The organism is Rhizobium sp. K102 (genome assembly GCF_022385315.1).
Taxonomy (GTDB): domain Bacteria; phylum Pseudomonadota; class Alphaproteobacteria; order Rhizobiales; family Rhizobiaceae; genus Rhizobium; species Rhizobium croatiense.
In genome coordinates this window covers 1677177-1702524 of record NZ_CP092436.1, presented here as the reverse complement: position 1 = coordinate 1702524, position 25348 = coordinate 1677177, and the positions used below count along the sequence as shown (strand labels likewise).

Here is a 25348-nt window from a genome sequence, read left to right as displayed (position 1 = left end):
AGCAGGGTGGTGAACACGGGCAAGGGCACGGAGCGTCCGCAGGCGGCAACGCCGATGGACAAGCTGTGGCAGGATAACGGCGCCGAGCGCGCCAGCCACGAGCCGGCGCTGGTGATCGACGTCGCCGGCTTCGAAGGTCCTCTCGACCTGTTGCTTTATCTCGCCCGCAATCAGAAGGTCGACCTGTCGCGCATTTCGGTGCTGGCGCTCGCCGAGCAATATCTGCAGTTCGTCGAAAGCGCCCGCCGGATCCGCATCGAGCTCGCCGCCGATTATCTCGTCATGGCGGCCTGGCTTGCCTATTTGAAGTCACGGCTGCTCATTCCCCAGCAGGTCAAGGATGATGGGCCCTCGGGCGAGGAGATGGCGACAACGCTTGCTTTCCGCCTGAAGCGCCTCGAAGCCATGCGCCAGGCGGCCGAAGGCCTCGTCAACCGCAACCGCCTCGGCCGCGATATCTTCGTGCGTGGCGCGCCCGAGCATATTCCCGATCGGCAGCAGTCCGCTTACGCGGCGAGCCTCTACGATCTCCTGACCGCCTATGCGGCGCTGCGCCAGCGCCATGCCGTCACCCAGGTGACGATCGAGAGGCGCAACGTCTGGTCGCTGACCGACGCGCGCGAGCTGCTGACCCAGATGATCGGCGAGGTGGGCGACTGGACGGCGATGGAGCATTATCTGCTGCGTTATCTCGCAGCGCCCGAGGAGCGCGTCACGGCCATCGCCAGCGCCTTTGCCGCCTCGCTGGAGTTGGTGCGCGAGGGCAAGCTCGAAATCCGCCAGGACGGCGCCTTCCAGCCGATCTATATGCGCCGCGGCCCGAAACATGCGACGCTGCAAGTGGTGGAACAGGAGCGGCCGGCTTGATCGATCTGAAGAGCGAAGAGGATTACGAGGACGAAGGTCGCGACCTGCAGGCCGAGATCGAGGCCGAGCGCATCGCCGAGGCCCTGGTTTTTGCCTCCTCGCAGCCGGTGCCCGAAGGTTTCCTCGCCGAGCGCCTCCCCAGCGATGCCGACGTTCGCGTGATCATGCTGCGCCTCAAGGAGCAATATGCGCCGCGCGGCGTCAATCTCGTGCAGGTGGAGGGCGCCTGGGCCTTCCGCACTGCCGCCGATCTCTCCTTCGTCATCCGCCGCGATGACAATGAGGTGAAGAAGCTGTCGCGCGCCGCGCTGGAAGTGCTGTCGATCATCGCCTATCACCAGCCGGTGACGCGCGCCGAAATCGAGGATATCCGCGGCGTGCAGACCTCGCGCGGCACGCTCGACGTGCTGATGGAAGCCGGCTGGGTGCGGTTTCGCGGCCGCCGGCGCACGCCGGGCCGGCCGGTGACATTGGGCACGACGCGGGATTTTCTCGACCATTTCGGCCTCGAGGAATTGCGCGATCTGCCCGGTCTCGAAGAATTGAAGGGAGCAGGCCTGCTGTCGGGCCGCATCCCGGCGAATTTCAATATTCCCTCGCCATTGATAAACGACGAGCTGAGCGAGGACGAAGACCCCATTACCCAGATGGATCTCGAAGAACTTGGGTTGCTCGCCCCGCGTTCTACCTCCGAAGATTGAAGGACTTCGTCTTGCTTTTGCCATGCATGACGAAAACAATGGTGCTCACCATTTTTCGGCGGGTCTGTGGCTTGTCACAAAGGTCGATACCGTGACATTAAGCTCAGTTCGAAGGGCTTGATGTTGGAAACGGTGTGGGAAATCCTTACATCGAGGGAACATCACAACAGGGAGTAAGCGTAATGGGTTCTTTTGGCATCTGGCACTGGCTGATCGTCCTGGTCGTCGTGCTGTTGTTGTTCGGTCGCGGCAAGATCCCGGAACTGATGGGCGATGTCGCCAAGGGCATCAAGAGTTTCAAGAAGGGCATGACGGACGAAGATGCGCCGGAAACGGCAAAGACCGTCGATCACAAGGCCGACGAAACGAAGTAACCAAGTCCGGGAAAAAGCGCCGCCCCCGCGCTTCCCGTCCAGGAGCCTTGCATGTTCGATATTGGTTGGACCGAGCTTTTGGTCATCGCGGTCGTGCTGATCGTCGTTGTCGGTCCCAAGGATTTGCCGCCGATGCTACGCGCTTTCGGCAAGATGACGCAGCGCGCCCGCAAGGTGGCGGGTGACTTCCGTGCGCAGTTCGATGAAGCGTTGCGTGAAGCCGAACTTGACGATGTCCGCCAGACCATCGGCGACGCCCAGAAGCTCAACCCGGTCAACAGTCTGCGCGAGGCAATGAACCCCCTTCGTCAGATGGGCAACGAGATCAAGGCCGATCTGCAGAAGGCAAGCACACCTCCTCAGAACAAGACCGAAGTGCCGCCGACTGGGGTTTCGGCCCCGGCGCCTTCGATGAGCCTGCCGGAAACGCCGCCACTGGTGCCGACACCGGAACCCGTCGCCGCAGCGGCCGTCCAGGCCGACACGATTGCCGCCAAGCCGAAGGCTCCGCGCAAGCCGCGCGTCAAGGCCGCTGATAAGGCCGATGCCGTCGCCGCGTTTGCCGCGCCGGTGGAAAAGCCGAAGCGCGCGACGGCAGCCAGGAAGCCCGCAACGCCGAAGAAGCCGGCGCAGAGTGAGAAGAAGGACGAGGCATGAGCGGTGATATCGAAGACAAGCCGCAGCCGTTGATCGAGCATCTGATGGAGCTCCGCACGCGGCTGATGTGGTCGATCGGCGCGTTCTTCATCGCCTTCGTCGTGTGCTTCTTTTTCGCCAAGCACATCTTCAACTATCTGGTCTATCCCTATAAGCTCGCCGTCAGCTGGGCCAACCTCGATGTCGAGAAGGCGCAGCTCATCTACACCGCGCCGCAGGAATTCTTCTTCACGCAGGTCAAGGTCGCCATGTTCGGTGGCCTTGTTATCGCTTTTCCGATCATCGCCGCCCAGATCTACAAGTTTGTCGCTCCAGGCCTCTATAAGAATGAACGGGCGGCCTTCCTTCCGTTCCTGATCGCTTCCCCACTTCTGTTCCTCTTGGGCGCCGCGCTGGTCTATTTTTTCTTCACGCCGATGGTCATGTGGTTCTTCCTGTCGATGCAGCAGGCGCCGGGCCACGACGAGGTAGCAATCTCGCTTCTGCCGAAGGTTTCGGAATATCTGAGTCTGATCATGACGCTGGTCTTCTCCTTCGGCCTCGTCTTCCAGCTGCCTGTTGTCACGACGCTGCTTGCCCGTGTCGGCCTGCTGACGTCGGAATGGCTCGCCGAAAAGCGTAAATTCGCCATCGTGCTGGCCTTTGTCGTCGCTGCCGTGCTGACCCCGCCGGACCCCTTATCCCAGATCGGCCTTGCGATACCGGCGATCCTTCTCTACGAGATTGCCATCTATGCGGCGCGACTCGTGGAGCGCCAGCGTGCCCGGCAGGCGGTCGAGAAGGAAACAGGATCCGCAGACGTTGCCAAGACGGACAGCGTCTGAGCGGCAATCCGGCAATCCCTTCATGAGCGCCGTCCCATCCGGTCGAAGCCCGATCAGGCTTTGGCCGGGTCACTTTGTTGCAACGACCTGGAACGACGATGCTCGATATCAAATGGATCCGTGAGAATGCCGAAGCGCTCGATGCCGCCCTTGCCAAGCGCGGTGCGGAGCCTCTTGCCCAAAGCCTCATTGCCCTCGATGAAAAGCGCCGCTCCGCCGTGCAGAAGGCGCAGGACCTGCTGTCCCGTCGCAATCTCGCCTCCAAGGAGATCGGCGCGGCGCTGTCCCAGAAGAACGCTGAACTCGCCGAGAAGCTGAAGGCCGAGGTCGCTGAGCTGAAAACGCTGCTGCCGAAGGTCGAGGAAGAGGACCGGCAGCTGACGGCCGAGCTCAACGACGCGCTCTCGCGCATCCCGAACGTTCCTTTCGACGACGTCCCGGTCGGCAAGGACGAGCATGACAATGTCGTCACCCGCACCGTCGGCGAAAAGCCGCGATGGAACCACACGCCGAAGGAGCACTTCGAAATCGGCGAGGCGCTTGGCTATATGGATTTCGACCGCGCCGCCAAACTTTCCGGCTCGCGCTTCACGGTGCTGACCGGGCCGCTCGCCAGGCTCGAGCGCGCGCTCGGCCAGTTCATGATCGATCTCCACACGCGCGAGCACGGTTATACCGAAGTCAGCTCGCCGCTGATGGTTCGGGCTGAAGCGGTGTTCGGCACCGGCAGTCTGCCGAAGTTCGAAGAGGATCTCTTCAAGACGACGGACGGCCGCTACCTCATCCCGACGGCTGAGGTGACGCTGACCAATCTGGTGCGCGAGGAAATCCTCGACCAGGAAAAGCTGCCGCTGCGCTTTACCGCGCTGACACCCTCCTTCCGCTCGGAGGCAGGTTCGGCCGGCCGCGACACGCGTGGCATGCTGCGCCAGCACCAGTTCTGGAAATGCGAGCTCGTTTCGATTACCGATGCCGAGAGCGCCATCGCCGAGCACGAAAGAATGACCGCCTGTGCGGAAGAAGTGCTAAAGCGTCTCGGCCTGCACTTCCGCACCATGACGCTTTGCACCGGCGACATGGGCTTCGGTTCGCGCAAGACCTACGATCTGGAAGTCTGGCTGCCGGGACAGAACACCTTCCGCGAAATCTCCTCCTGCTCGGTCTGCGGCGATTTCCAGGCCCGTCGCATGAATGCGCGCTATCGCGGCAAGGATGACAAGACCAACAGGTTCGTCCACACGCTGAACGGCTCCGGCACCGCCGTCGGACGCTGCCTGATCGCCGTGCTCGAAAATTATCTGAACGAGGATGGTTCGGTCACGATTCCGGACGTTTTGCTGCCTTATATGGGCGGATTGACCAAGATCGAACGGGCGGCCTGAGGCGATGCGCATCCTGCTTACGAATGATGACGGCATTCACGCAGAGGGCCTGGCCGCACTGGAGCGGATCGCCCGCACGCTGTCCGACGACGTCTGGATCGTGGCGCCCGAGACCGACCAGAGCGGTCTTGCCCATTCGCTGAGCCTCTCCGAACCTCTGCGGCTGCGCAAGATTTCCGACAAGCATTTCGCCTTGCGCGGCACGCCGACCGATTGCGTCATCATGGGTATCCGGCAGGTGATGGACATCAAGCCCGATCTCGTTCTATCCGGCGTCAATTCGGGTTCGAACGTTGCCGACGATGTGACCTATTCCGGTACGATCGCCGGCGCCATCGAGGGCACCATGCAAGGCGTGCGCTCCTTCGCGCTGAGCCAGGCCTATCTCTATGAGGATGGCGCGCGCATCGTGCCCTGGGAGGTCTGCGAGACGCATGCGCCGGCTCTTCTGGAAAAGCTGATGGTTCTGGACCTGCCGGAAGGTACGTTCCTCAATCTCAACTTCCCGAACTGCCGTCCCGACGAGGTCGATGGCGCGGAGGTGACCATGCAGGGCAAGCTCGCCTTCAATCTGCAGGTCGATGCCCGCTCCGATGGTCGGGGCTTTCCCTATTACTGGCTGAAGTTCGGCGAACGCGCCGGCGCCTTCATCGAAGGTACCGATATTCACGCTCTGAAGCATAACAAGATTTCGGTAACGCCTTTGAAACTGGATCTGACCGATTATTCCGTGACGGACCGCGTGGCGCGGGCCCTGGGATACGGAGCACAGGTTTGACGGCAAGACTAGCGGAGAAGGAGGGCTTTGCGGCGCTCGTCCTCAGATTGCGTGCCGAAGGCATCTCCGATCTCGATCTGCTGACGGCGGTCGAGCAGACGCAGCGCTTGCTGTTCGTGCCGGCGCAATTTGCCGACGACGCCTATTCGAGCCGCACGATTCCGATCGAATGCGGTTCCTTTCTCGAAGGCATCGATTTTGTCGTCCGCACCCTCCATCACCTCAAGCTCAAACCGGGACAGCGTGTTCTCGAAATCGGCACCGGCAGTGGCTTCACTGCCGCCGTCATGGGCCGCCTGGCCGAACGCGTTCTGTCGATCGACCGCTACAAGACGCTGACGACGGCTGCACAGCGGCGCATGGAATCGCTGGGCCTGCGCAACGTCGTCATCCGCCAGGCGGACGGCAGCGCCGGCATGCAGGGCGAGGGCACCTTTGATCGTATTCTGGTGACGGCGGCCTTCAATGCGATGCCGCGTTTTTATACCGACCAGCTCGTTTCCGGCGGCTCGATGATCGCGCCGCTGATGATTTCCGAGAACGAGTGTCGCATGGTGCGGCTGACGAAAACCGGCAGTCGTTTCGAACGCGAGGAACTGTTCGAAGCCCCTTATCTGCCGATCGTTCCGCGACTTGCCTCGCTGCTGTAGGCACTGCGATTTTTCACCCGTAAGCTATGGTTATCAACTTCTCAAAAATATCGCACTGATTCCAGCATCTTAACCGCGTGGTAATACTAACGCGCTTTAATAGACTCACAAATGGTTGCGTTCTCAGTGGGTCGAGTCAATGCGTTTCAGTCTTTCGCCGAAGTTCGGTAAGTCGGCCGGTAATCTTCTGGTTGTGGGCCTGCTGGCGAGTGCCGCAACGGGCTGCAGTTCCGATGTGACACGGTTTGGCGGTTTGTTTTCCTCCTCCGGGCAGGATCAGATCACCACAAGTTCCATTCCGCGCAGGGGCGGTGCTCAGGGCGATCCGGTGCCGCGCGCCGATCTCGGCGGTACGGCCGTCGCCAGCCAGTCCGGTTACGGCGGCAGCAATGCGCTGAACCAGCCCTATCCGGCGAGCCCGGGCTACGAGCCGGTCCGCCCTTCGAGCGCACGCCTGGCTTCCTCGCCTGTCGCAATACAGCGTTCCGAACTTGCGGCGCCGACGGCTGCCGCACCGTCCCGGCAGCGAGAAAAGGAAGTCGCGCTCGCCCAGCCGTTCCCAGCTTCGTCGCAGGCTGAAAAGCCGCGGCTCGTGGCGCCGGCAGCACCCAAATCGACGCCCAATTCGCTGACGACCGGCACGACGCCGAAGATTTCCGGCTGGTCGGCGACCAATGCGCCTTCCGTGACGCTGCGTCCGGGCGAAAACATCGCTACGCTGTCCAGACGTTTCGGTGTTCCGGAAAAGGAAATCCTGCGCGTCAATAATCTGAAAACGGCCTCTGGCGCCCAACCTGGTCAGGCAATCCTGATCCCGACTTTCAATGGCGGCAATGCCGCCAAGGCAGCTTCGCAGGCAGCCGACCTTTCCAAGCCCGGCAATATGCCGGGGCCGGCCAAGGCGCCGGAACAGAAGGTCGCCGTCGTCCCGGGCGCCAATTCCGCCCGCGACAAGACGATGGCGAGCGCCGATCCGGCCGGCAAGCTTCCGGCCGGCGCCGGCAAGGACCCGAAGGCGCCTGCCGGCACCTATGTCGTCAAGCAGGGCGATTCGCTGGCAAAGATCGCCAAGGCAACCGGCGCCAATATCGACGATCTCAAGGCGGCCAACAATCTTTCGGCGAGCTCGCTGCGTGTGGGACAGGCCCTGAAGGTCCCGAACGGCAGAGCCGACACGATCAAGACCGCCTTGATCCCGGCTGAAAAGGTCGAGTCGAAGCCGGCTGATCCGGCGCCTGCCCAGCAGACGGCTTCCGTCCAGCCCGCGCCCTATAAGGCGCCGGTCGCCACGCAGACCGTCGACGAGGTCGAGAAGAAGGCCGACGTCAGCTCCGACGCGCCGGAATCGACCGGCATCGGCAAATACCGCTGGCCGGTGCGCGGCCAGGTCATTGCTGCCTATGGCGCCAACGTCAACGGCAACCGCAACGACGGCATCGATATCTCGGTCCCGCAGGGCACGCCGATCAAGGCCGCCGAAAACGGCGTCGTCATCTATGCCGGCAACGGCCTGAAGGAACTCGGCAACACCGTTCTCGTCCGTCACGACGACGGCACCGTCACTGTCTATGGCAATGCCGACACGCTGAGCGTTGCCCGCGGCCAGAAGATTCAGCGCGGTCAGACCGTCGCCGTCTCCGGCATGAGCGGCGACGTCAAGCAGCCGCAGGTCCATTTCGAGGTGCGCAAGGACGCGTCCCCGGTCAACCCGATGACTTTCCTGGAATAGGTAGAGCGTACCAGGAAGCGCAAAAGCCCGGCCAACCGCTGGGCTTTTGTTATTTAAACTAGAACTCTATCGATGTGGACGCGCATGCGTCCCGCCAGATCCTGGATATACTGCCAGGCGACGCGGCCGGATCGCGCGCCGCGCGTCGTTGCCCATTCCAGCGCCTCGGCATGCATCTTTTCGCGTTCGAGCCCGAGCTGGAAGTGATCGGCATAGCCGTCGATCATGCCGAGATAGTCTTCCTGGCTGCATTTATGAAATCCGAGCCAGAGGCCGAAACGATCGGACAGCGAAACCTTCTCCTCGACGGCTTCGGACGGATTGATGGCTGTCGACTGTTCGTTTTCCATCATGTGACGCGGCAAAAGATGGCGCCGATTCGACGTGGCATAGAAGAGCACGTTGTCCGGCCGTCCTTCGACGCCGCCGTCAAGTGCCGCCTTCAGCGACTTGTAGGCGGTGTCGTCGCGATCAAAGGAGAGGTCGTCGCAAAAGACGATCACGCGGTACGGCGTATCCTTCAGGAGGTCGAGCAGGTTGGGCAGGCTGGCAATATCTTCGCGGTGAACTTCGACCAGCTTCAGCGCGACGCCGCTTTCGCGCCTGACATCCTCGTGCACGGCTTTGACCAGCGACGATTTGCCCATGCCGCGCGCACCCCAGAGCAGCACATTGTTGGCCGCATAACCTGCGGCGAAACGCACCGTATTTTCGTGCAGGATGTCGCGCACGTGGTCGACGCCGCGGATTAGCTTCAGCGCCACCCGATTGGGTTTCTTAACGGGCTGCAGATGCTGGCGCAACGGCGCCCAGACGAAACAGTCTGCCGCGTTCCAGTCGTTGACCGCGGGTGCCGGTCCAGCAAGACGCTGGACGGCATCAGCGAGCCGCTTCAGCTCGGCAAGCAAGGCGGTGTTGATTTCCTCGGTCATCGCAAGCTCCTGATTTCTTGCTGCGGCAATCCGCTTTATCTTTCGATGCGGGTAGCATGGCGTTTTGCCGCCGGAAAGGTTATGAGGCAGCGGAATCGGTACTGTTTCCGGCTGTTTCTGTTGCATTCATCGAAGCGGCAACTATAGTCCGGCAACCTGAAAAATGAGGCGGAGTTCCGCCGCCAAGCCTGAGGAGTTTAGCATGTTCATCACCCCGGCATTCGCCCAGAGTGCGACCGACACCGCAACCGGTTTCGGCGGCTCCGGTTTCGAAATGATCATTCTGTTCGTGCCGCTGATGGTCGTTTGGTACTTCCTGCTGATCCGTCCGCAGCGCGCCCAGGCCAAGAAGCGTGAGGAAACCCTGAAGGCGATCCGTCGCGGCGACCAGGTCGTGACCGGCGGCGGTCTCGTTGGCAAGGTGACGAAGGTCGTCGACGACAAGGAAGTCGAAGTCGAGATTGCCGAAGGTGTTCGCGTCCGCATCGTCCGCAGCGGCATTTCGGAAGTTCGCGTCAAGGGTGAACCTGTCAAGGCCGACGCGGCGTAACAGGCGATAACGGCAAACCGCCGGATCGGAAGATCGACGAGAGAATGTTGCATTTTTCCCGCTGGAAAACACTTCTGATTTGGCTGGTTGCGTTTGCGGCCGTCGTCATCGCTGCGCCCAATCTAGTGAGCGAGGCACAGCGTGCCTCTCTGCCGGATTGGCTGCGAAACGATCGCCTGATGCTCGGCCTCGATCTGCAGGGCGGTTCCCATATCGTTCTGAAGGTCGAGCGTTCCGATATCGTCAAGGGCCGCCTGGAAGAGGCAGTCGCGAATGTACGCACAGCGCTGCGCGGCGCCGGCATCCGCTATACCGGGCTGACCGGCAACGACCAGACAGTCACTGTCCGGATCACCGATCCCGCCGAGACGCAGAAAGCGGTCGATCGTCTGAAATCCCTGACGACGACCGGCGGAGATTCCGCCCCTGGGCTCGCGCTGCAGCAGGGCGGCGAAGGGCAGCTTTCACTGCAGATTTCCGACGCCGGCATTACCGCTGACGTCGCCTCCGCCCGGACCCGGTCGCTTGATATCGTCGGCCGCCGCATCGCCGGATTCGGCTACGAAAATTTCCTCGTTCGTCCCGATGGCACCGACCGGATCACCGTGCAGGTGCTGGGGTCGGTCGATGCCGAGCGGCTGAAGAACCTCCTTAACCAGCCGGCCAAGCTTTCCTTTCATCTGATCGATGAAAGCATGTCGGGGCAGGAGGCGCTGAACGGTCGCTGGCCGGCGACCTCGCAGGTGCTCTATTCGCTGGACGACCCGCCGGTTCCCTATCTCGTCGACCGTACGGCATTCGTCACTGGCAGCAACATGGTCGACATCCAGCCTGACGTCGATCCGCAGACCGAGGATGTCTCGATCGCCTATCGCCTGGATGCGGAAGGCACGCGGCGGCTGTCCGAGGCGACGGGGCAGAATATCGGCAAGCATCTTGCCATCGTCTTCGACGACCAGGTCATGTCGGCGCCGGTCATCGATGCGGTGATCACCGGCGGTGAGGGCCGGATATCGGCGAACTTCTCCGAGGATGGCGTCCGCGACCTTGCAGTAATGCTCCGGGCAGGGGCCTTGCCGGCAACGCTGACGAGCGTCGAGGAACGCAGCGTCAGCCCGAGCTTCGGCGCTAACTCCATCTTCTCCGGCCTCATTGCCGGCCTCGTCGCCGTCCTGCTGGTCGCAGCATTGATGATCGCGCTTTATCGGATTCTCGGCCTTGTCGCCGTCGTCTCGCTCTTCTTCAATCTGATCCTGATCATTGCCGTGCTGAGCCTTGCCGGCGCGACGCTGACCTTGCCCGGTATTGCCGGCATCGTGCTCATCGTCGGGATGGCGGTCGATTCCAACGTGCTGATCTACGAGCGCATCCGCGAGGAGGAGAAAACAAGCCCCTCCTTTGCGCAGGCAGTCGGCCGCGGCTTCTCGCGCGCCTTTGCAACGATCGTCGATGCGAATGTCACGATCTTCATCGCCGCCGTCATTCTCTTTTTCCTCGGCAGCGAATCCATTCGTGGTTTCGCCGTGACGCTGGCGGTCGGCATTCTGACGACCGTCTTCACGGCATTCACGCTGACCCGCTCGATCGTCGCCGCCTGGCTGGCGCGACGTCATCCCCGGCACTTGCCGAAAAGCGTCCTGACCCATCTCTTCGAGCACGCCAATATCCGTTTCATGGGCATCCGCCGCTACGTTTTCACGGCGTCGGCTGCGATCTCGCTGATCGCCATGGCGGCCTTTGCCACCGTCGGCCTGCAGCTCGGCATCGACTTCACCGGCGGCTCGCTCATCGAGGTGACGGCGAAACAGGGCAATGCCGACATCACCGATCTCCGATCGCGTCTCAACGATCTCAATCTCGGCGAGGTCGGGGTCGAACGCACCGGCGGCCCGGCGAACGCGCGGATCCGCATCGCGTCCCAGGGCGGCGGAGAGAATGCCGAGCAATCGGCAGCGACGCTGGTGCGCGGCGAGCTCGAGGCGGATTATGATTTCCGCCGCGTCGAAGTCGTCGGCCCCGCCATCTCCGGCGAATTGACGATGATGGCGACGCTCGGTGTCGCTGCCGCGCTCGTGGCAATCCTGCTCTACATCTGGATCCGCTTCGAGTGGCAGTTCGCCGTCGGCGCCATCGTCGCAACGCTGCACGACGTCATCATCATGCTGGGGCTTTTCGTGCTGACCGGCATCGAATTCAATCTGACGAGTATCGCCGCCGTGCTGACCATTGTCGGCTATTCCCTGAACGACACCGTCGTCGTCTATGACCGGATGCGCGAGAACCTGAAGCGATACACGAGGATGCCGCTGCCGATCCTGATCGATGCCTCGATCAATCAGACATTGTCGCGCACTGTCCTGACGGCGGCGACGACGCTGCTGGCCTTGCTGGCGCTCTACCTGTTCGGCGGCGACGTCATGCGCTCATTCGCCTTTGCGATGCTCTTCGGCGTCGCTCTCGGCACTTTCTCTTCGATCTATATCGCCGCTCCCGTGCTGATCGTCTTCCGGCTGCGGCCGGAGAGCCCCAACAGGGAAGAGAGCAACAAGACGGATGCCGGTGTAAACTCCGGCACGGTGGTTTGAAAACATGGCAAAAGGCATAGAAATCCGCGCCGCGCATTTTCCCGGGCGCGCTCCGATTGACACTTACGGCAACGGCGGCTTCCGTTTTGCCGACATGTCGCATCGCGGCTCGATCCTTTGCCTGCCCTCCGGCATTCATGGCTGGGACATGGACATGTCGAAGCCGCTGTCGCCTGAAAATTTTCGCCGTGTGCTGGAGGAGGCCGCCGACATAGAGGTTCTGCTCGTCGGCACGGGAACCGAGCTTCGCCGCCTGCCCGACGATTTGAAGCAGGCGCTAAAGGCGCGCGGCATCTCCTCCGATCCGATGAGCACGGGTGCCGCAGTGCGCACCTTCAATATCATGCTGTCTGAGCAGCGCGCCGTCGCGGCGGCCTTGATTGCGGTCTGACGATGGCTGACGCGAATATTGCGACGAACCAGGATATCTGCCTGGTGATGCTGCGCGACAATGATCGCGACCGCTATCTTGCCTGCCTTCTAACGCCGCAGGACAAGCGCGGCGCGCTTGCGGCGCTTTACGCATTCAATGCCGAGCTTGCCCGCATTCGCGACCTGGTGCACGAGCCGCTGCCCGGCGAGGTGCGCATGCAATATTGGCACGATCTGCTGGAGGGCAGTGCGCATGGTTCGCCGGCGGCCAATCCCGTCGCCGCCGCGCTTCTGGCGGCAATCGAAACTTATCGCCTGCCGCGTAAGACGCTGGTCGACATGATCGAGGCCCGCACCTTCGACCTCTATGACGACCCGATGGAAACGCGTCTGACGCTCGAAGGTTATGCCGGCGAAACCGCCTCCGCACTGATCCAGCTTGCAAGCCTTGTGCTTTCGCCGGAGGAAGCCCCACGATCGGCCGATGCCGCCGGCCATGCCGGCGTCGCCCAGGCGATTGCCGGCCTGCTGCTTTTGATGCCGCTGCATCGCCGCCGCGGCCAGCTCTATATTCCGCTGCAGATCCTTTCGGCCACCGGCCTCGACCGCGATGCCTTCCTTGCCGGGGAAGACCGACCGCGCATCTCCGCCGCCATCGAGGCCTTCGCCGGCCTTGGCCGCGAGCATCTGGCAAAGGCGAGGGGGGCAGGGCCGATTGCGCCCGCCGTCTTTCCGGCCTTCCTGCCGGTCACGCTGGCCGAGCCGGTGCTCCGCAAGGCGCAGAGGCGGGGCGCCCTGCTGTTCGACCGGCCGCTACAGCCGCCGCAATGGCGCCGCCAGCTCGCAATGGCGCTGGCTGCATCGCGCAGGAAAATCTGATATCGGTCAAATTCGCGCAAGTCTCGCGCGCTACAAGGTCCTGACCGCTACCCTTTGAACGGAGACTCGGCGTGGGCATTATCGTCTGGTGCGTCCTTTTCGCCATCGTCATTTTCTTTGCCTTCGTGGCAACACGCATGGCTGCGCAAAACAAGGAAGACGGCCTGCACGACACCGGTCTCGCCATCATCGAGTTCGGCCGCGCCTTTCCCAACGAGGCGATCCGCCAGCTGCAGGCGACTGAAAACGGTCAGGCGATCTTCGTGCGCCTCCACGACAACAAGGCCGGGCTGATGCGCAACATGGCGCGCCATTTCTCCTGCCATCTGATCGAGCCCGGCCGTGTGCGCGTGGTAAGCTCGGAGACGGGCAGAGGGCTGGCGATCGAATTTCTCGATGCGCCCAGGCACAACGGAAAATTCGAGTTCGCGTCACCGAAGGAGGCTTCCGAAGTTGCGTTGTGGCTGCTCGGCAACTACATCGCTGAGCCGGACAAGGACCTGCCAGCCGGCCATATATCCGCGGCCAACAAGCAGTAGGGCAGCTGCTCAGGCGCTTTCGGCAAAGCTCGGTGTCTGGCCGAGCCAGGCGGCGCAGTCCGCAAGCGCGCGACGCGCGATCAACTGCCGTTTCATGATCGTCTTGTCCTTGCCGCGGAAGCGCTTGACGCCTTCGGGCTTGACGATCGAGCCGGGCTCAAGCTCCGGAAACAGCCCGAAATTAATGTTCATCGGCTGGAACGAGCGTTTGCCGGGCTCTTCGTCGGTGACGATGTGGCCGCCGGTGATATGACCGAGCAGCGAGCCGAGCGCCGTTGTTGCCGGCGGCAGCAAGATCGCTTCGCCCTTGCGTTCGGCGGCGGCAAAACGGCCGGCCATCAGCCCAACGCTGGCGCTTTCCACATAACCCTCGCAGCCGGTGATCTGGCCGGCAAAGCGCAGGCCGGGCCGCGACTTCAGCGTCAGCGACGGATCGAGCAGGGTCGGGGAGTTGATGTAGGTGTTGCGATGCAGGCCGCCGAGACGGGCAAATTCGGCATTTTCCAGGCCTGGGATCATCCGGAAGATTTCCGCCTGCGCGCCGTATTTCAGCTTCGTCTGGAAACCGACCATGTTGTAGAGCGTGCCGAGCGCATTGTCCTGGCGCAGTTGCACGACGGCATAGGCCTTGACTGTCGGATTATGCGCGTTCGTCAGCCCCATCGGCTTCATCGGCCCGTGGCGCAGCGTCTCACGGCCGCGCTCGGCCATCACCTCGATCGGCAGGCAGCCGTCGAAATAAGGGGTGCCCTCCCACTCTTTGAAGCCGACAGTGTCGCCAGCGATCAAAGCGTCGACGAAGGCACTGTACTGCGCCTCGTCCATCGGGCAGTTGATGTAATCCTTGCCCGTGCCGCCGGGGCCGACCTTGTCGTAGCGCGACTGGTACCAGCAGATATCCATGTCGATGCTGTCGCGGTAGACGATCGGCGCGATGGCGTCGAAGAAGGCGAGCGAATCTTCGCCCGTTTGCGCCTGGATGGCGCTGGCGAGCGACGGTGCTGTCAGCGGCCCGGTGGCGACGATGGCAAGATCCCAGTCGCGCGGTGGCAGGCCGGTGATTTCCTCGCGCACGACGGTGATCAGCGGGTGGTCGTGGATCGCCTTGGTCACGGCTTCGGAAAAGCCGTCGCGATCGACGGCCAGCGCGCCGCCGGCCGGCACCTGGTGGCGGTCGGCGGCGGCCATGATCAGCGAGCCCGCCATGCGCATCTCGGCATGGATGACACCGACGGCATTGCTGGTCGCATCGTCGGACCGGAAGGAATTGGAGCAGACGAGTTCGGCAAGACCGTCGGTCTTATGCGCATCCGTGCCGCGCACGCCGCGCATTTCATGCAAAATGACGGGAACGCCGGAACTGGCGATCTGCCAGGCGGCTTCCGAACCGGCAAGCCCGCCGCCGACGACGTGAATAGGAGGATAGGAGATCGTGTTCATTCCGGGCTGATATCATGTCGGCAGATGCGATCCAACACCCGGAATCAAAAACGGCGCCCTGATGGCGCCGTCTTGAAGCATCGCGCCGGTTTTCCCGCGATTAGCGGAACGAGCGGGATGCGATGTTACGGATGTCGTAGCGGCTGACGCCGATGTCGGACAGGGTCTGGTTCGACAGGTTGCCGAGTTCGTTGAGTGTACGGCGGTAGCTGAGCCAGCTTTTTGCAATGCGGATCGGGTTCATTGTCATCTTCCTCGAACAAATGTCCGCTGGACGGCGGGATCGCCTGTCTCTCTGCGGTTGATGTTTATATAGGCGAAAACCCTCTCATTGTGCAGTGCAAATAAAAGGCGTCTGCCATGCAAATGTGCAATATGATGCTTGAGAATTAAGCGGTGAACATTTTTTGAGCGGGCTAAGGAACCGGGAAGATCCTGCAACCGCGGCGACCGTCGATCGCCGCAAACGAAAACGCCCGCTGCGGTGCAGCGGGCGTTTTAATCTTGGGCGGATCTGCTTGGGAGGAAGCAGAAACCTTTGAATTAACGCGAAGAAGCTTCGCGGGCGACGCGATGGATGTCCGAACGGTCGATGCCGAGGTCATGCAATTCGCGGTTGGTCATGCGGCCGAGTTCGGTGACCGTCTGACGATACTTGCGCCAATTGTTGAAAGAGCGGGTGATGTTCATGTTAAGCCCCTTTCCGAGGGTTTGATCTGCCAGCAGCCACCCATCGGCGCTGACCTCTATTTGATGACTGGAATATATGTTGCGGCGCGAAGGACGAAAACAGCCAAGTTTTCAGGTCACCTATGCGAGATATGCAATGCTTTACACATTCTTACCGCAGTCTGGTCAACGAATAGGCAAAGTCACTTGAGCGAATACCAGAGCCTTGAAGTGGCGAGGGGGCTGCGATGAGGAAAACCCGCCTCTGGCGAGTTGTGCGCTCGGCAGGCGGTCCGGTGCCGGTTCGACAAAGCAGTCAGCCGTTGCGATGGCCCCACGCAAAGTGGCGCGATCACGAATGCGGCGCCACGGCTTGATACGAAGAAAAATCCGGTGGACCTTGCTTTCCCGGTGGCACAGCGTAGCCAGTATCGGATGTGCTAACGCGTTGAACTTACGCATTATGCTGTCATCAAATAAAACGCCCGCCGGGGGAGGATCCGGCGGGCGCATTATAGTGACTGACAACTGGGAGGAGGAGTGTCGCCAGTCTATCGCAGCGCGCTTGGGAGGAGGAGTGCGCGGCTGCGAATCGCGTCACGGACAAAGCAATCCGCGGGCATCCGGCAGTGCCGGGCCGGGGCGCCATCCCCGTGCTTCGATATCTCGGTAAATAGTATGACTAATTGATATTTTGCAGTGCAATAATTACATGAGAGACATGCAAGGTGTGCATACCTCTTCCTTCATATGCTGATATTAGCAGTTCCGACGTTAGCGCCCGGTTAACATCTGACCCAAATTAGACCAATGAGGAATTTGCATATTTGGCGCTGAGGCGTTTGCGAAGCAGCCTGCTGCGTCTATAAATGACGGAAGCCGCAGCGCCGGAGCGAGCGTCGCGGAACTGAGGGGTAGAAGCATGTATCGCGGCAGATTGGAGCGGGATCTCTCGCTCTGGGTGGGCAAGGGTCTGCTGGCAAAGGAAACGGCCGGCGCGCTTCTCGCCGAATATGACGGCCGTCCGGCCAGCTTCAGCCTCGGCCGGGTGCTGATGGCGCTGGCGGCGGTGCTGCTTGGCGCTGCCGTCCTGCTGGTCGTCTCTTCCAATTGGGAAGCCATTCCGCGCCTGATCCGCGTCGGCGCCATCCTCGCCCTGATCTGGGCCGTGCACATTGCCGCCGCCCTGATGCTCGCCCGCGGTGCCACAGCCGCCGCAAGCGGCCTGCTGATCATCGGCGCGATGAGCTTCGGGGGTGCCATTTCGCTGGTCGGGCAGATGTATCATCTCTCCGGCGACCAGCAGACGGTGATGTATCTCTGGTTCGCCATCGCGACGATCTCGGCGATCCTGTTCCGTTCGGGCGCGGTGGTGGTCGTTGCGGGCTTTCTCTCTTGGGCGTCCTTCGCCGTTTATCTCGAGAACCATGACACGCATTGGATCGGGCTTGATCCCTGGATGGCGCCGGTCATGGCGGTGATCGTCATTGCGTTGGTGCGTTATACCGGCGCTGCGCGAGCGCGCCATATTGCCTATTTGCTGCTGATCGGCTGGCTTGCATGGCTCTACACGCTCTATGAGCAGATGGCGGTGGCGCTCGCCTTCGCCGTCGGCGGCATGGCGGCCTTCGTGCTGACAGCGGTGCCGCATCCCCGTATCGCGCCCCTGGTCAGGAGTGCCGGCGCGGCCCCGGCTTTCTACAGCTTCCTCGTCGCCGCAATCGGCTTCCTGCTCCTGCATATCGAGATTGAGCAGGGATGGCGGCTGGTGGTGCTCGGTCTGGCGACACTTGCCGCCGCCGTGCTGGCGGTTGCGCTGCATGGCAGGAACAATGGCGCCGTGCGTTATCTCGCCTATACTACTTTTGCCGCAGAGATGCTCTATCTCGCTTCCGTTACCGTCGGTTCGATCCTCGGCACGTCGAGCCTTTTCCTGTTTTCCGGTATTGTGGTCGCATTTGTCGCCTGGATCGTCATTCGGCTCGAGCGGCGCTTTTCACGGGAGGCGCGCCCATGAGCTCGTGGATGGCAAGGCTGCAGTCCGGCAAGGGCTACCTGCTTTCGGCGGTCATCGTCGCCGGCCTGCAGACCATAATCCTCGGCACGATCATCCAGAGCCGGGCGTCGATTCTCAGCAATGGCGCCGAAGTGCTGCTGAAGACGGCCCCGGTCGATCCGCGCGATTTCCTGCGCGGCGATTATGTCGTCCTGAACTATGATATTTCAACCGTGCCGGTGCAGACGGTTTCAGGCGGCGTTCCGGCCGAGCCGGGCGAACGCACGCTATGGGTCCGGTTGAAGAAGCAGGCGGACGGTTTCTGGGCGGTGACCGAATCGTCCTTCCAGACGCTGCCGCCGCAGCCGGAGACGGTGATCCTGCGTAGCCAGCCATTCTACAGTGGCGGATTGGCTGCAGGCGACAGCGTCCGCGTCGAATACGGCATCGAGCGCTATTACGTCCCCGAAGGTCAGGGTAAGCCACTGGAGGAGGCGCGCAATGATGGCAACGTCGCCATAGCGGTGCGCGTTTCAGCAGACGGAAGCGGGCAGATCCGCAGCCTGCTCGTCGATGGCAAGCCGGTTTACGACGAACCGCTTTACTGATCCCGCAAGCCTTCCGGGCTGGGGCGCTTTTAAGGCGCAAATCGCCTGTCATTTGCCGTTCATTTTTCCTTTGCCTCGACCAAATCGGGTGATATAGAGACGCCGCGCTCCGGAAGGCCTCATGCGCAGGCATAGGCATGCGGTTCTGTGGACGCGGGTATGGTGAAATTGGTAGACACGCCAGATTTAGGTTCTGGTGCCGCAAGGCGTGGGAGTTCAAGTTCTCTACCCGCACCAGGCTGTTTGCAGGGGGAGGCCGAGAACTTGGTTGTCCCCGAATGACCGAAGGTTGTTCCGAATACTCGGAAGTGAGTGCCGTTCCCCTTTTGGCGGAATGATACAGGAATTGGGAAAAGCCACGCGCGGCACGCAGCCGGCGTCGTGCTCATCGAAACGAACGGCGTCTGGGCACGGCCGCCACGACATGAAGGTAGGAAGACATGCAGGTTATCGAAACGCTCGCTGAAGGGCTGAAGCGCGAAATCAAGGTCGTTATCCCGGCCAAGGACATGGAAGACAAGATGAATGAGCGTCTTGCCGATGTGAAGGACAAGATCCGCATCAACGGCTTCCGTCCGGGCAAGGTTCCCGCAGCTCACCTGAAGAAGGTCTATGGCAAGTCGATCATGGCCGAGCTCGTCAACGAGATCGTCCGCGAACAGCCGACCGCCATCCTGTCCAGCCGCGGCGAAAAGTCGGCCACGCAGCCGGAAATCGCCATGACGGAGGACAAGGACGAAGCCGACAAGATCCTCTCCGCGCAGCAGGATTTCGAATTCACGCTTTCCTACGAAGTGCTGCCGCCGATCGAGCTGAAGTCGGTCAAGGGCATCAAGGTCACGCGCGAAGTGATCGACATCTCGGATGACGAAGTCAACGAGCAGGTCCTGAAGGTTGCCGAAAGCGCCCGTTCCTACGAGAGCAAGACCGGCAAGGCCGCCAGCGGCGACCGCATCACCATGGATTACATCGGCAAGGTCGACGGCGAAGCCTTCGAAGGCGGTACCGACCAGGGCGCCGAACTGGTAATCGGTTCCGGCCGCTTCATCCCGGGCTTCGAAGACCAGCTCGTTGGCGTCAAGGCCGGCGAAGAGAAGACCATCACCGTGACTTTCCCGGCCGACTATCCGGCCAAGAACCTCGCTGGCAAGGAAGCGACCTTCGACGTCACAGTCAAGGAGGTTGCAGCGCCTGGCAAGGTCGAGATCAACGACGAACTGGCCTCCAAGCTCGGCATCGAATCCGCCGATCGCCTGAAGGAGATCGTCCGCGGTCAGATCGAATCGCAGTACGGTTCGCTGACCCGTCAGAAGCTGAAGCGTCAGATCCTCGACCAGCTCGACGAAATGTACAAGTTCGACACTCCGTCTTCGCTGGTCGACGCCGAATACAACGGCATCTGGAGCCAGGTGAACAACGACCTCGCTCAGTCCGGCAAGACCTTCGAGGACGAAGACACGACCGAAGAGAAGGCGCGTGAGGAATACAAGACGCTTGCAGAGCGTCGCGTCCGCCTCGGCCTCGTTCTCTCCGAAATCGGCGAAAAGGCCGGCGTCGAAGTCACCGAAGACGAAATGCAGCGCGCCATCTACGATCAGCTGCGCCAGTATCCCGGCCAGGAGAAGCAGATCCTCGAATTCTTCCGCAGCCAGCCAGGTGCGGCCGCTTCGATCCGCGCGCCGATCTTCGAAGAGAAGGTCATCGATCACCTGCTGACCGAAATCGACGTCACCGACAAGAAGGTAACGAAGGAAGAGCTGCTCGCCGAGGAAGAAGGCGAAGCCAAGGCCGAGACCAAGAAGGCCGCGCCGAAGAAGAAGGCTGCCGCCAAGACCGAAGCCGCCGAGGCTGGCGAAGGCGAGGAAGCCGCTCCGAAAAAGAAGGCTGCTCCGAAGAAGAAGGCTTCCGAGGACAGCGCCGAATAATCGCTTCCCGGTTCTGAAATTTGGAAGGCCCTGCCATCGTGCGGGGCCTTTTCTTTTTCAGCTATCCGGCCTTTCATGGTTTATCCGTAGCAACAAATAGTTGAAATGAAGTATAATTCGATGCAGATTTGTTGATGGGGAGGGACCTGAAAATGACTGCAAAACACGACATGAAGAAATTGGTGGAGGAAATCTATGCTGTGCGCGACCGCGGCGATATCGAGGGCACGCTGGCGCTGATCGGAGAGGATTGCACTTTCCGGATGGCTGGCAATACACGGCTGGCGCCTTTTTCGACTGAATTGGGCGGCCATGCCTTTCGCCAGGTGATAGCGCAGCTCATCACGGTGTGGGATCTATCCAAGATCAGTACGACCGGCATCCATGTGGACGAGGATGAGCAGATCGTCTTCGCTCACCGCGAAGGGGAGGTCACACATATCCCGTCCGGCGTGAGCTTCCATACGGAATTCGTCGACAAGATTCATTTCAGGGACGGGAAACCGTTCAAGATCGTCGAATTTGTCGACACGCTACAGGTGGCCGAGACAACCCGGCTGATCCAGGTCGCTTAAGCTGCCGCCAGAGCCCGAATTGGGAGAGCGCCTCGCATCAACCTTTCTTCAAGCGAGGCGCTTGAGCGGGAGCTGTGGGCTCAATGCCGTGTCAGCTCCGCGACTTTCCGGACATGGCTGACGGCCGCGGCTCCACCGGCGGTTTTGGTGAAGAGGCTGAGCGTCTCTTCCTCGTCGTCCGCGACGGGTGTCAGGGCCTGATCCGTGTAGCTCTTCGACTTGGCATCCCGTGAAATCAGAAAAGCCGAAATCGTCAGGCCGATGATCGTGCCGGCGAGCGAAACATGTTTGCTCAAGGTTTCCCAGGCAAAGCGCGGCCAGAAGATCAGCGGATTCTCACGCGGCAGTTCGGGGCGCCGCTCCGACGGCGTCTTCAGGCGCATGAGGCCGCTTTGCAGCGGATGCACGTTTTCCAGCGGCACGGTGGTCGCGAAGGAGACGAGAACCTTGACGAGCCTTGCCAGCGGCACGCCGGTCGCCACGGCCCGGCGCAGCAGCGTCTTCATATGGTCAGGCGAATAATAGAGCGACCAGGCCTCGTGGTAGATCTCTTCCCATTGCTGCTTGCTCATCTTGGGGTGCGCAGTGCAGACATGTTCGACATCGTAAATGTTGAGATCGCCGTCCATCTCGACGCCCTTCTTCCACAGGACCTGATGGTCCTCGGAGCCCGGCAGCGGTGTCAGGATGAAGAATTCGATGACGTCGAGCGGCAGCTCTTCCTGGATGATCGCGATATCGCGGCGGATCGATTCCGGCGTATCGGCCGGGAAGCCGAGAATATAGCCGGCCAGCGTCATGATGCCCTGCGCCTTCCAGGCGAGCAGCATCTTGCGGTATTCGGTGATCTTGTTCTGGTTCTTCTTGGCGGCGGTCAGATTATCCGGATTGACGTTTTCGAGGCCGATGAAAACTCGGGTGACGCCGGCACGCCGGGATTTCTCGATGAAGTTCGGGATCTTGTGGCAGAGCGTGTCGACCTGGATCATCAGGCCGAGCGGAATGCCGTCCCGCTCCTTGAGCTCGATCAGCCGATCGAAGATCGCCTCCCAATCCTTGTTGCGGGCGAAATTATCGTCGGTGATGAAGAATTTATGGATGCCCTGCGCCCAGTTCATCCGCACCAGCTTTTCGACATCGTCGGCCGAGCGGAAGCGCGACTTGCGCCCCTGCACGTTGATGATGGTGCAGAACGAGCACTGGTAGGGACAGCCGCGCCCGGCATCGAAGCTGGTGCTGAGGCCGAGCGTGCGCTGGATATTGTCCTTCGGCAGGAAGGGAACCGGCGTACCGCCGATGCCGGGAAGGTCGTTCATGAAGTTATAGAGCGGCTTCAGTTCGCCGCTAGCGGCGTCACGCAGCACCATGTCCAGCCGCCCCTCGGCCTCGCCGGCGAACATCGAGATGCCCATGTCGCGGCAGGCGTCGAGCCCGACCGCCTTGCCGTCGAGCATCGACAAGCAACCGGAGACATGAAAGCCGCCCATCGAAACCGGCAGGCCGGCATCACGGAAGGGGCGGGCGATATCGAGCGCGCGCGGATATTGGTTCGACTGGACGCCGACCAGTGCGACCATGCCGAAATTGCCGTGGCGCTTGAACTGGGCGAGCAGCCGGGGGAAGTCGATGCGGGTATTGGTCTCGTCGATCACGGTGATGTCGATCGCCGTATCGGGCCCGAGCACCTGGCGCTCGGCGCATTCGGCGGCGATGCCGTAGAGAGCCGCAAGCGAATTCGAGGGGATCATCGCCCGCCACCAGCGGATGACGTAACCGTCATCGTCATAATGCGACGGCTTGATCAGGATCAGCTGAAAACGTCTGCGAGCGGCTTCCAAAGCATGGGACAAGAGTATCTATCTTTCTCTAGAAACGTCTGCCCGGAGGCAAAATGGAGTTGAGAGCACAAATCAGGCACGGCGTATCGATGCGATTGATCAGGGTTTAAACTAAGGCGTAAAAATCGGGGGTGCGCGCAAAAGTTTCGCGCAGCCCATCCTTCCTCAATATACTACCCGACATCGAGCAGCAATGCGCGGTGGTCGGAGACCTCGGGCGCCTCGACCACCTCGAACCTGCCAACCTTGACCCCCGGCGTGACCAGCATGTAGTCGGCAAAGCGGCCCTCCTTCAGATAGTAGGAGGTTCGCGTGTCGACAAGGCCGTTTCCTGTGACCAGATCGGAAAGGCCCAATCGGGCGAGGATCTTGAAGGTCGTGCTGTCGGGCAGGACGTTGAAATCGCCGCAGACCACGAGCCCTTCGTCGCCGGGCCAGACCCGTTCGATGAGCCCGGCCAGCGCCAGAGCCTGCTCTTCGCGCGCTACCGTATCGCCCTTGCCGGCTGGGTCGCGCAGGCCATGCATATGGGCGATGGTAATCGCGGAAGCGTTCCCATGGCTGAAGAGACGGATGCAATGCGCGTTTCGCGGGCGGGGATGTTCGCCCCAGCCGCCGGCGGAAAAACCGCCGTGCACGAAGTCTATCGCCTGGGCGATGACGGAATGCGATTTGCGCACGAAGGTCGCCAGACCGAATTCGGCGACAATGGCGGCATCGCCGTCGAAGAGCACGCCTCTCGATGTCGGGAAGAAGAAGCCGTCATGGCCGGACAGGGCGGCGCTGATTTCCGCAAACAGGTTGGCGCGCTGCGGCAATTCCAGCCCCGCATCGCGATAGATCGACCATCCGGAACCAGGATCCGGCGCCCGCAGCACCTCCTGCAGGCATAGCACGTCAGGTTCGGCCTGCCTGACATAGTCGATCAGCGCCTCATGCAGCCTGCCGCCCCATGCGTTCAGCGAAATGATGCGCAATGTCTTCGGCTCCCTTAGGTGGCCGGATGGAGATGGCTGCCCTGTCGCTGTGCGCCTACAATTCCGACTTGATGTCGCCCATCCGGTTCCAGGCGTCGAGGCCGGCGATCTTGTAGGCTTCGGCGAGCGTCGGATAATTGAAGGTGTTTTCGACGAAATATTCGACCGTGCCTTTGAGGTTGAGCACCGCTTGGCCGATATGCACCAGCTCGGTGGCGCCTTCGCCGACGATATGCACGCCGAGCAGGCGGCGCGTCTTCAGCGAGAAGATCAGCTTCAAAAGCCCGGTGTCGAGGCCCATGATATGGCCGCGCGAGGTCTCGCGGAAGCGGGCGATGCCGCATTCATAGGGAATGCCGCGCTCCTTCATCTCTTCTTCGGTCAGGCCGCAGGTCGAAATCTCCGGCACGGCATAGATGCCGTAGGGGAAATATTTCGGCGGCTCCTTGGCGACCGCGCCGATCGCCACGCGGGCGGCGATCCGGCCCTGCTCCATCGAGGTCGAGGCGAGGCTCGGAAAGCCGACGACGTCGCCGGCGGCGTAAACGTTCGGAACCGAGGTCTGAAACGTCTCGGGATTGACCTTGAGACGGCCGCGGTTGTCGGCCTCGAGGCCGATGGCCTCAAGGTTCAGCGTGTCCGTCGCCCCCATGCGGCCGGCCGCAAAGAGCACCATGTCGGTCGTGAGACGCCGGCCGCTGTCGAGCGTCAGTTCGACCTTGCCGTTATCGAGCGTCTCGACCTTGTCGGCCTTCTGGCCGAGCAGCAGTTTCATGTTGCGGTCGCGCAGCTGATAGGTGAAGTCCTCGATGATTTCCTTGTCGATGAAGTCGAGCATCGTCGCCTTCGGGTCGATCACGGTGACGGCGGTGTCGAGTGCGCTGAAGATCGTTGCATATTCGATACCGATGACGCCTGCACCGATGACGATCATCGAGCGCGGCAGCTCCTGGATGTCGAGCAGCTCATCGCTGTCGAGAACGGTCTTGCCGTCGAAGGGAATGTAGTCCGGGCGGAACGGCTTGGTGCCGACGGCGAGCAGCACGCTGGCGGCGCTGATCTGCGTGACCTCGCCGTCATCCTTGATCACCTGCAGCGTTGAAGCATCGACGAAGCTCGCCTTGCCGCGAATATGGTGCACGCGGTTGCGGGCAAACTGGTGCTCGAGCACCTCGACCTCGTGGTCGAGGGTAATCAGCAGGCGGCGGCGCAGGTCTTCGGCGCTGATCTCCTGCTTCACGCGGTAGGATCGGCCGTAAAACCCGCGTTCCCGCCAGCCGGAGAGATTGAGCGCGGTCTCGCGCAGCGTCTTCGAGGGGATGGTGCCGGTATGAACGGACACGCCGCCGACGCGCTTGCCCTGCTCGATGACGAGCACTTTCTTGCCGAGTTTCGCAGCCTGGATCGCGCCGCGGCGCCCCGCGGGACCGCTACCCACCACAACGAGATCGTACTGAAACATCCTCTAGCCCCGGATTGGAATCATTTGCTACAAAAATGT

The 25348-nt window shown here is 61.5% G+C and carries 25 protein-coding genes and 1 tRNA gene; 19 read left to right on the top strand and 7 right to left on the bottom strand.

What is annotated here, in order from left to right:
• Nucleotides 1-9 precede the first annotated feature (9 nt).
• From MHI61_RS14325 to MHI61_RS14285, 9 genes are all read left to right on the top strand, one after another.
• Nucleotides 10-867: a ScpA family protein gene (locus MHI61_RS14325; RefSeq protein ID WP_239792482.1), complete on the top strand. Its 858-nt coding sequence runs from the start codon at nucleotides 10-12 to the stop codon at nucleotides 865-867.
• On the top strand, nucleotides 864-1568 hold the full coding sequence (gene scpB, locus MHI61_RS14320) for an SMC-Scp complex subunit ScpB (RefSeq protein WP_239792481.1): 705 nt from the start codon (nucleotides 864-866) through the stop codon (nucleotides 1566-1568). The genes MHI61_RS14325 and scpB overlap by 4 nt, the downstream gene beginning before the upstream one ends.
• A gap of 182 nt (nucleotides 1569-1750) precedes the next feature.
• The gene (locus tag MHI61_RS14315) at nucleotides 1751-1942 is read left to right on the top strand and encodes a twin-arginine translocase TatA/TatE family subunit (protein ID WP_009990121.1); all 192 of its coding nucleotides are present in this window, start codon (nucleotides 1751-1753) and stop codon (nucleotides 1940-1942) included.
• Nucleotides 1943-1993: 51 nt separating this feature from the next.
• Entirely contained in the window at nucleotides 1994-2599 is a 606-nt protein-coding gene (tatB, locus tag MHI61_RS14310; protein ID WP_239792480.1) for a Sec-independent protein translocase protein TatB, read from the top strand.
• Nucleotides 2596-3423: a twin-arginine translocase subunit TatC gene (tatC, locus tag MHI61_RS14305; protein ID WP_038688492.1), complete on the top strand. Its 828-nt coding sequence runs from the start codon at nucleotides 2596-2598 to the stop codon at nucleotides 3421-3423. Before tatB ends, tatC begins: the two co-directional genes overlap by 4 nt.
• A 98-nt stretch (nucleotides 3424-3521) precedes the next feature.
• The gene (serS, locus tag MHI61_RS14300) at nucleotides 3522-4805 is read left to right on the top strand and encodes a serine--tRNA ligase (RefSeq protein ID WP_239792479.1); all 1284 of its coding nucleotides are present in this window, start codon (nucleotides 3522-3524) and stop codon (nucleotides 4803-4805) included.
• 4 nt (nucleotides 4806-4809) lie between these two features.
• On the top strand, nucleotides 4810-5583 hold the full coding sequence (surE, locus tag MHI61_RS14295) for a 5'/3'-nucleotidase SurE (protein WP_017964058.1): 774 nt from the start codon (nucleotides 4810-4812) through the stop codon (nucleotides 5581-5583).
• Nucleotides 5580-6233 (top strand): protein-L-isoaspartate(D-aspartate) O-methyltransferase, encoded by a 654-nt coding sequence (locus MHI61_RS14290; RefSeq protein ID WP_239792478.1) that lies wholly within the window; start codon nucleotides 5580-5582, stop codon nucleotides 6231-6233. The genes surE and MHI61_RS14290 overlap by 4 nt, the downstream gene beginning before the upstream one ends.
• 139 nt (nucleotides 6234-6372) lie before the next feature.
• A complete protein-coding gene (locus MHI61_RS14285) occupies nucleotides 6373-7962 on the top strand; it encodes a peptidoglycan DD-metalloendopeptidase family protein (protein WP_239792477.1) in 1590 nt (529 codons plus the stop codon).
• A gap of 53 nt (nucleotides 7963-8015) precedes the next feature.
• Here the strand turns inward: MHI61_RS14285 and MHI61_RS14280 are convergent, their stop codons facing one another.
• The gene (locus tag MHI61_RS14280) at nucleotides 8016-8894 is read right to left on the bottom strand and encodes an ATP-binding protein (protein ID WP_239792476.1); all 879 of its coding nucleotides are present in this window, start codon (nucleotides 8892-8894) and stop codon (nucleotides 8016-8018) included.
• Nucleotides 8895-9096: 202 nt separating this feature from the next.
• On the opposite strand from MHI61_RS14280, the gene yajC reads away from it, so the two are divergent.
• The 5 genes from yajC to MHI61_RS14255 all read left to right on the top strand — a co-directional run bounded on the left by yajC (nucleotide 9097) and on the right by MHI61_RS14255 (nucleotide 13819).
• Nucleotides 9097-9444 carry a preprotein translocase subunit YajC gene (yajC, locus tag MHI61_RS14275; RefSeq protein WP_004678848.1) on the top strand — a complete coding sequence of 116 codons (348 nt, stop codon included), beginning with the start codon at nucleotides 9097-9099 and terminating at the stop codon, nucleotides 9442-9444.
• Nucleotides 9445-9488: 44 nt separating this feature from the next.
• Nucleotides 9489-12029 (top strand): protein translocase subunit SecDF, encoded by a 2541-nt coding sequence (gene secDF / locus MHI61_RS14270; RefSeq protein WP_239792475.1) that lies wholly within the window; start codon nucleotides 9489-9491, stop codon nucleotides 12027-12029.
• A gap of 4 nt (nucleotides 12030-12033) precedes the next feature.
• Complete coding sequence (locus MHI61_RS14265; RefSeq protein ID WP_097579095.1) at nucleotides 12034-12420, top strand: Mth938-like domain-containing protein; 387 nt, start codon at nucleotides 12034-12036, stop codon at nucleotides 12418-12420.
• 2 nt (nucleotides 12421-12422) lie between these two features.
• The gene (locus MHI61_RS14260) at nucleotides 12423-13280 is read left to right on the top strand and encodes a phytoene/squalene synthase family protein (protein ID WP_239792474.1); all 858 of its coding nucleotides are present in this window, start codon (nucleotides 12423-12425) and stop codon (nucleotides 13278-13280) included.
• A gap of 71 nt (nucleotides 13281-13351) precedes the next feature.
• Nucleotides 13352-13819 carry a hypothetical protein gene (locus MHI61_RS14255; RefSeq protein WP_239792473.1) on the top strand — a complete coding sequence of 156 codons (468 nt, stop codon included), beginning with the start codon at nucleotides 13352-13354 and terminating at the stop codon, nucleotides 13817-13819.
• A 9-nt stretch (nucleotides 13820-13828) separates the two neighbouring features.
• Here the strand turns inward: MHI61_RS14255 and trmFO are convergent, their stop codons facing one another.
• From trmFO to MHI61_RS14240, 3 genes are all read right to left on the bottom strand, one after another.
• Nucleotides 13829-15259, bottom strand: coding sequence for a methylenetetrahydrofolate--tRNA-(uracil(54)-C(5))-methyltransferase (FADH(2)-oxidizing) TrmFO (trmFO, locus tag MHI61_RS14250; protein WP_239792472.1), 1431 nt, complete (start codon nucleotides 15257-15259; stop codon nucleotides 13829-13831).
• A gap of 100 nt (nucleotides 15260-15359) precedes the next feature.
• Entirely contained in the window at nucleotides 15360-15503 is a 144-nt protein-coding gene (locus MHI61_RS14245) for a DUF1127 domain-containing protein (protein ID WP_010030024.1), read from the bottom strand.
• 299 nt (nucleotides 15504-15802) lie between these two features.
• Nucleotides 15803-15949, bottom strand: a complete 147-nt coding sequence (locus MHI61_RS14240) for a DUF1127 domain-containing protein (RefSeq protein WP_004678838.1) — start codon at nucleotides 15947-15949, stop codon at nucleotides 15803-15805.
• Between the two features lie 901 nt (nucleotides 15950-16850).
• Between MHI61_RS14240 and MHI61_RS14235 the strand changes: the two genes are divergently transcribed.
• From MHI61_RS14235 to MHI61_RS14215, 5 genes are all read left to right on the top strand, one after another.
• Nucleotides 16851-17945 (top strand): DUF2157 domain-containing protein, encoded by a 1095-nt coding sequence (locus MHI61_RS14235; RefSeq protein WP_239792471.1) that lies wholly within the window; start codon nucleotides 16851-16853, stop codon nucleotides 17943-17945.
• Nucleotides 17942-18532: a GDYXXLXY domain-containing protein gene (locus tag MHI61_RS14230; protein ID WP_239792470.1), complete on the top strand. Its 591-nt coding sequence runs from the start codon at nucleotides 17942-17944 to the stop codon at nucleotides 18530-18532. Before MHI61_RS14235 ends, MHI61_RS14230 begins: the two co-directional genes overlap by 4 nt.
• A 153-nt stretch (nucleotides 18533-18685) precedes the next feature.
• A tRNA-Leu gene (locus MHI61_RS14225) sits at nucleotides 18686-18769 on the top strand.
• A 203-nt stretch (nucleotides 18770-18972) separates the two neighbouring features.
• Nucleotides 18973-20457, top strand: a complete 1485-nt coding sequence (gene tig, locus MHI61_RS14220) for a trigger factor (protein WP_239792469.1) — start codon at nucleotides 18973-18975, stop codon at nucleotides 20455-20457.
• Nucleotides 20458-20609: 152 nt separating this feature from the next.
• Entirely contained in the window at nucleotides 20610-21032 is a 423-nt protein-coding gene (locus MHI61_RS14215) for a nuclear transport factor 2 family protein (protein ID WP_239792468.1), read from the top strand.
• Nucleotides 21033-21112: 80 nt separating this feature from the next.
• Here MHI61_RS14215 and MHI61_RS14210 read toward each other — a convergent pair whose 3' ends face one another.
• The 3 genes from MHI61_RS14210 to sthA form a co-directional block, all read right to left on the bottom strand.
• Nucleotides 21113-22882: a radical SAM protein gene (locus MHI61_RS14210; RefSeq protein WP_239792467.1), complete on the bottom strand. Its 1770-nt coding sequence runs from the start codon at nucleotides 22880-22882 to the stop codon at nucleotides 21113-21115.
• Between the two features lie 161 nt (nucleotides 22883-23043).
• Nucleotides 23044-23847: an endonuclease/exonuclease/phosphatase family protein gene (locus tag MHI61_RS14205; protein WP_239792466.1), complete on the bottom strand. Its 804-nt coding sequence runs from the start codon at nucleotides 23845-23847 to the stop codon at nucleotides 23044-23046.
• 55 nt (nucleotides 23848-23902) lie between these two features.
• Nucleotides 23903-25309, bottom strand: a complete 1407-nt coding sequence (sthA, locus tag MHI61_RS14200) for a Si-specific NAD(P)(+) transhydrogenase (protein ID WP_239792465.1) — start codon at nucleotides 25307-25309, stop codon at nucleotides 23903-23905.
• Nucleotides 25310-25348: the final 39 nt, after the last annotated feature.

Coding starts and splice junctions, on each gene's coding strand:
- secDF (WP_239792475.1), top strand. CDS start 9,489: ATGTTGCATTTTTCCCGCTGGAAAACACTTCTGATTTGGCTGGTTGCG.
- surE (WP_017964058.1), top strand. CDS start 4,810: ATGCGCATCCTGCTTACGAATGATGACGGCATTCACGCAGAGGGCCTG.
- tatC (WP_038688492.1), top strand. CDS start 2,596: ATGAGCGGTGATATCGAAGACAAGCCGCAGCCGTTGATCGAGCATCTG.
- MHI61_RS14230 (WP_239792470.1), top strand. CDS start 17,942: ATGAGCTCGTGGATGGCAAGGCTGCAGTCCGGCAAGGGCTACCTGCTT.
- MHI61_RS14260 (WP_239792474.1), top strand. CDS start 12,423: ATGGCTGACGCGAATATTGCGACGAACCAGGATATCTGCCTGGTGATG.
- tatB (WP_239792480.1), top strand. CDS start 1,994: ATGTTCGATATTGGTTGGACCGAGCTTTTGGTCATCGCGGTCGTGCTG.
- MHI61_RS14315 (WP_009990121.1), top strand. CDS start 1,751: ATGGGTTCTTTTGGCATCTGGCACTGGCTGATCGTCCTGGTCGTCGTG.
- MHI61_RS14235 (WP_239792471.1), top strand. CDS start 16,851: ATGTATCGCGGCAGATTGGAGCGGGATCTCTCGCTCTGGGTGGGCAAG.
- MHI61_RS14240 (WP_004678838.1), bottom strand. CDS start 15,949: ATGAACATCACCCGCTCTTTCAACAATTGGCGCAAGTATCGTCAGACG.
- trmFO (WP_239792472.1), bottom strand. CDS start 15,259: ATGAACACGATCTCCTATCCTCCTATTCACGTCGTCGGCGGCGGGCTT.
- tig (WP_239792469.1), top strand. CDS start 18,973: ATGCAGGTTATCGAAACGCTCGCTGAAGGGCTGAAGCGCGAAATCAAG.
- MHI61_RS14280 (WP_239792476.1), bottom strand. CDS start 8,894: ATGACCGAGGAAATCAACACCGCCTTGCTTGCCGAGCTGAAGCGGCTC.
- MHI61_RS14285 (WP_239792477.1), top strand. CDS start 6,373: ATGCGTTTCAGTCTTTCGCCGAAGTTCGGTAAGTCGGCCGGTAATCTT.
- serS (WP_239792479.1), top strand. CDS start 3,522: ATGCTCGATATCAAATGGATCCGTGAGAATGCCGAAGCGCTCGATGCC.
- MHI61_RS14265 (WP_097579095.1), top strand. CDS start 12,034: ATGGCAAAAGGCATAGAAATCCGCGCCGCGCATTTTCCCGGGCGCGCT.
- MHI61_RS14245 (WP_010030024.1), bottom strand. CDS start 15,503: ATGAACCCGATCCGCATTGCAAAAAGCTGGCTCAGCTACCGCCGTACA.
- sthA (WP_239792465.1), bottom strand. CDS start 25,309: ATGTTTCAGTACGATCTCGTTGTGGTGGGTAGCGGTCCCGCGGGGCGC.
- MHI61_RS14215 (WP_239792468.1), top strand. CDS start 20,610: ATGACTGCAAAACACGACATGAAGAAATTGGTGGAGGAAATCTATGCT.
- yajC (WP_004678848.1), top strand. CDS start 9,097: ATGTTCATCACCCCGGCATTCGCCCAGAGTGCGACCGACACCGCAACC.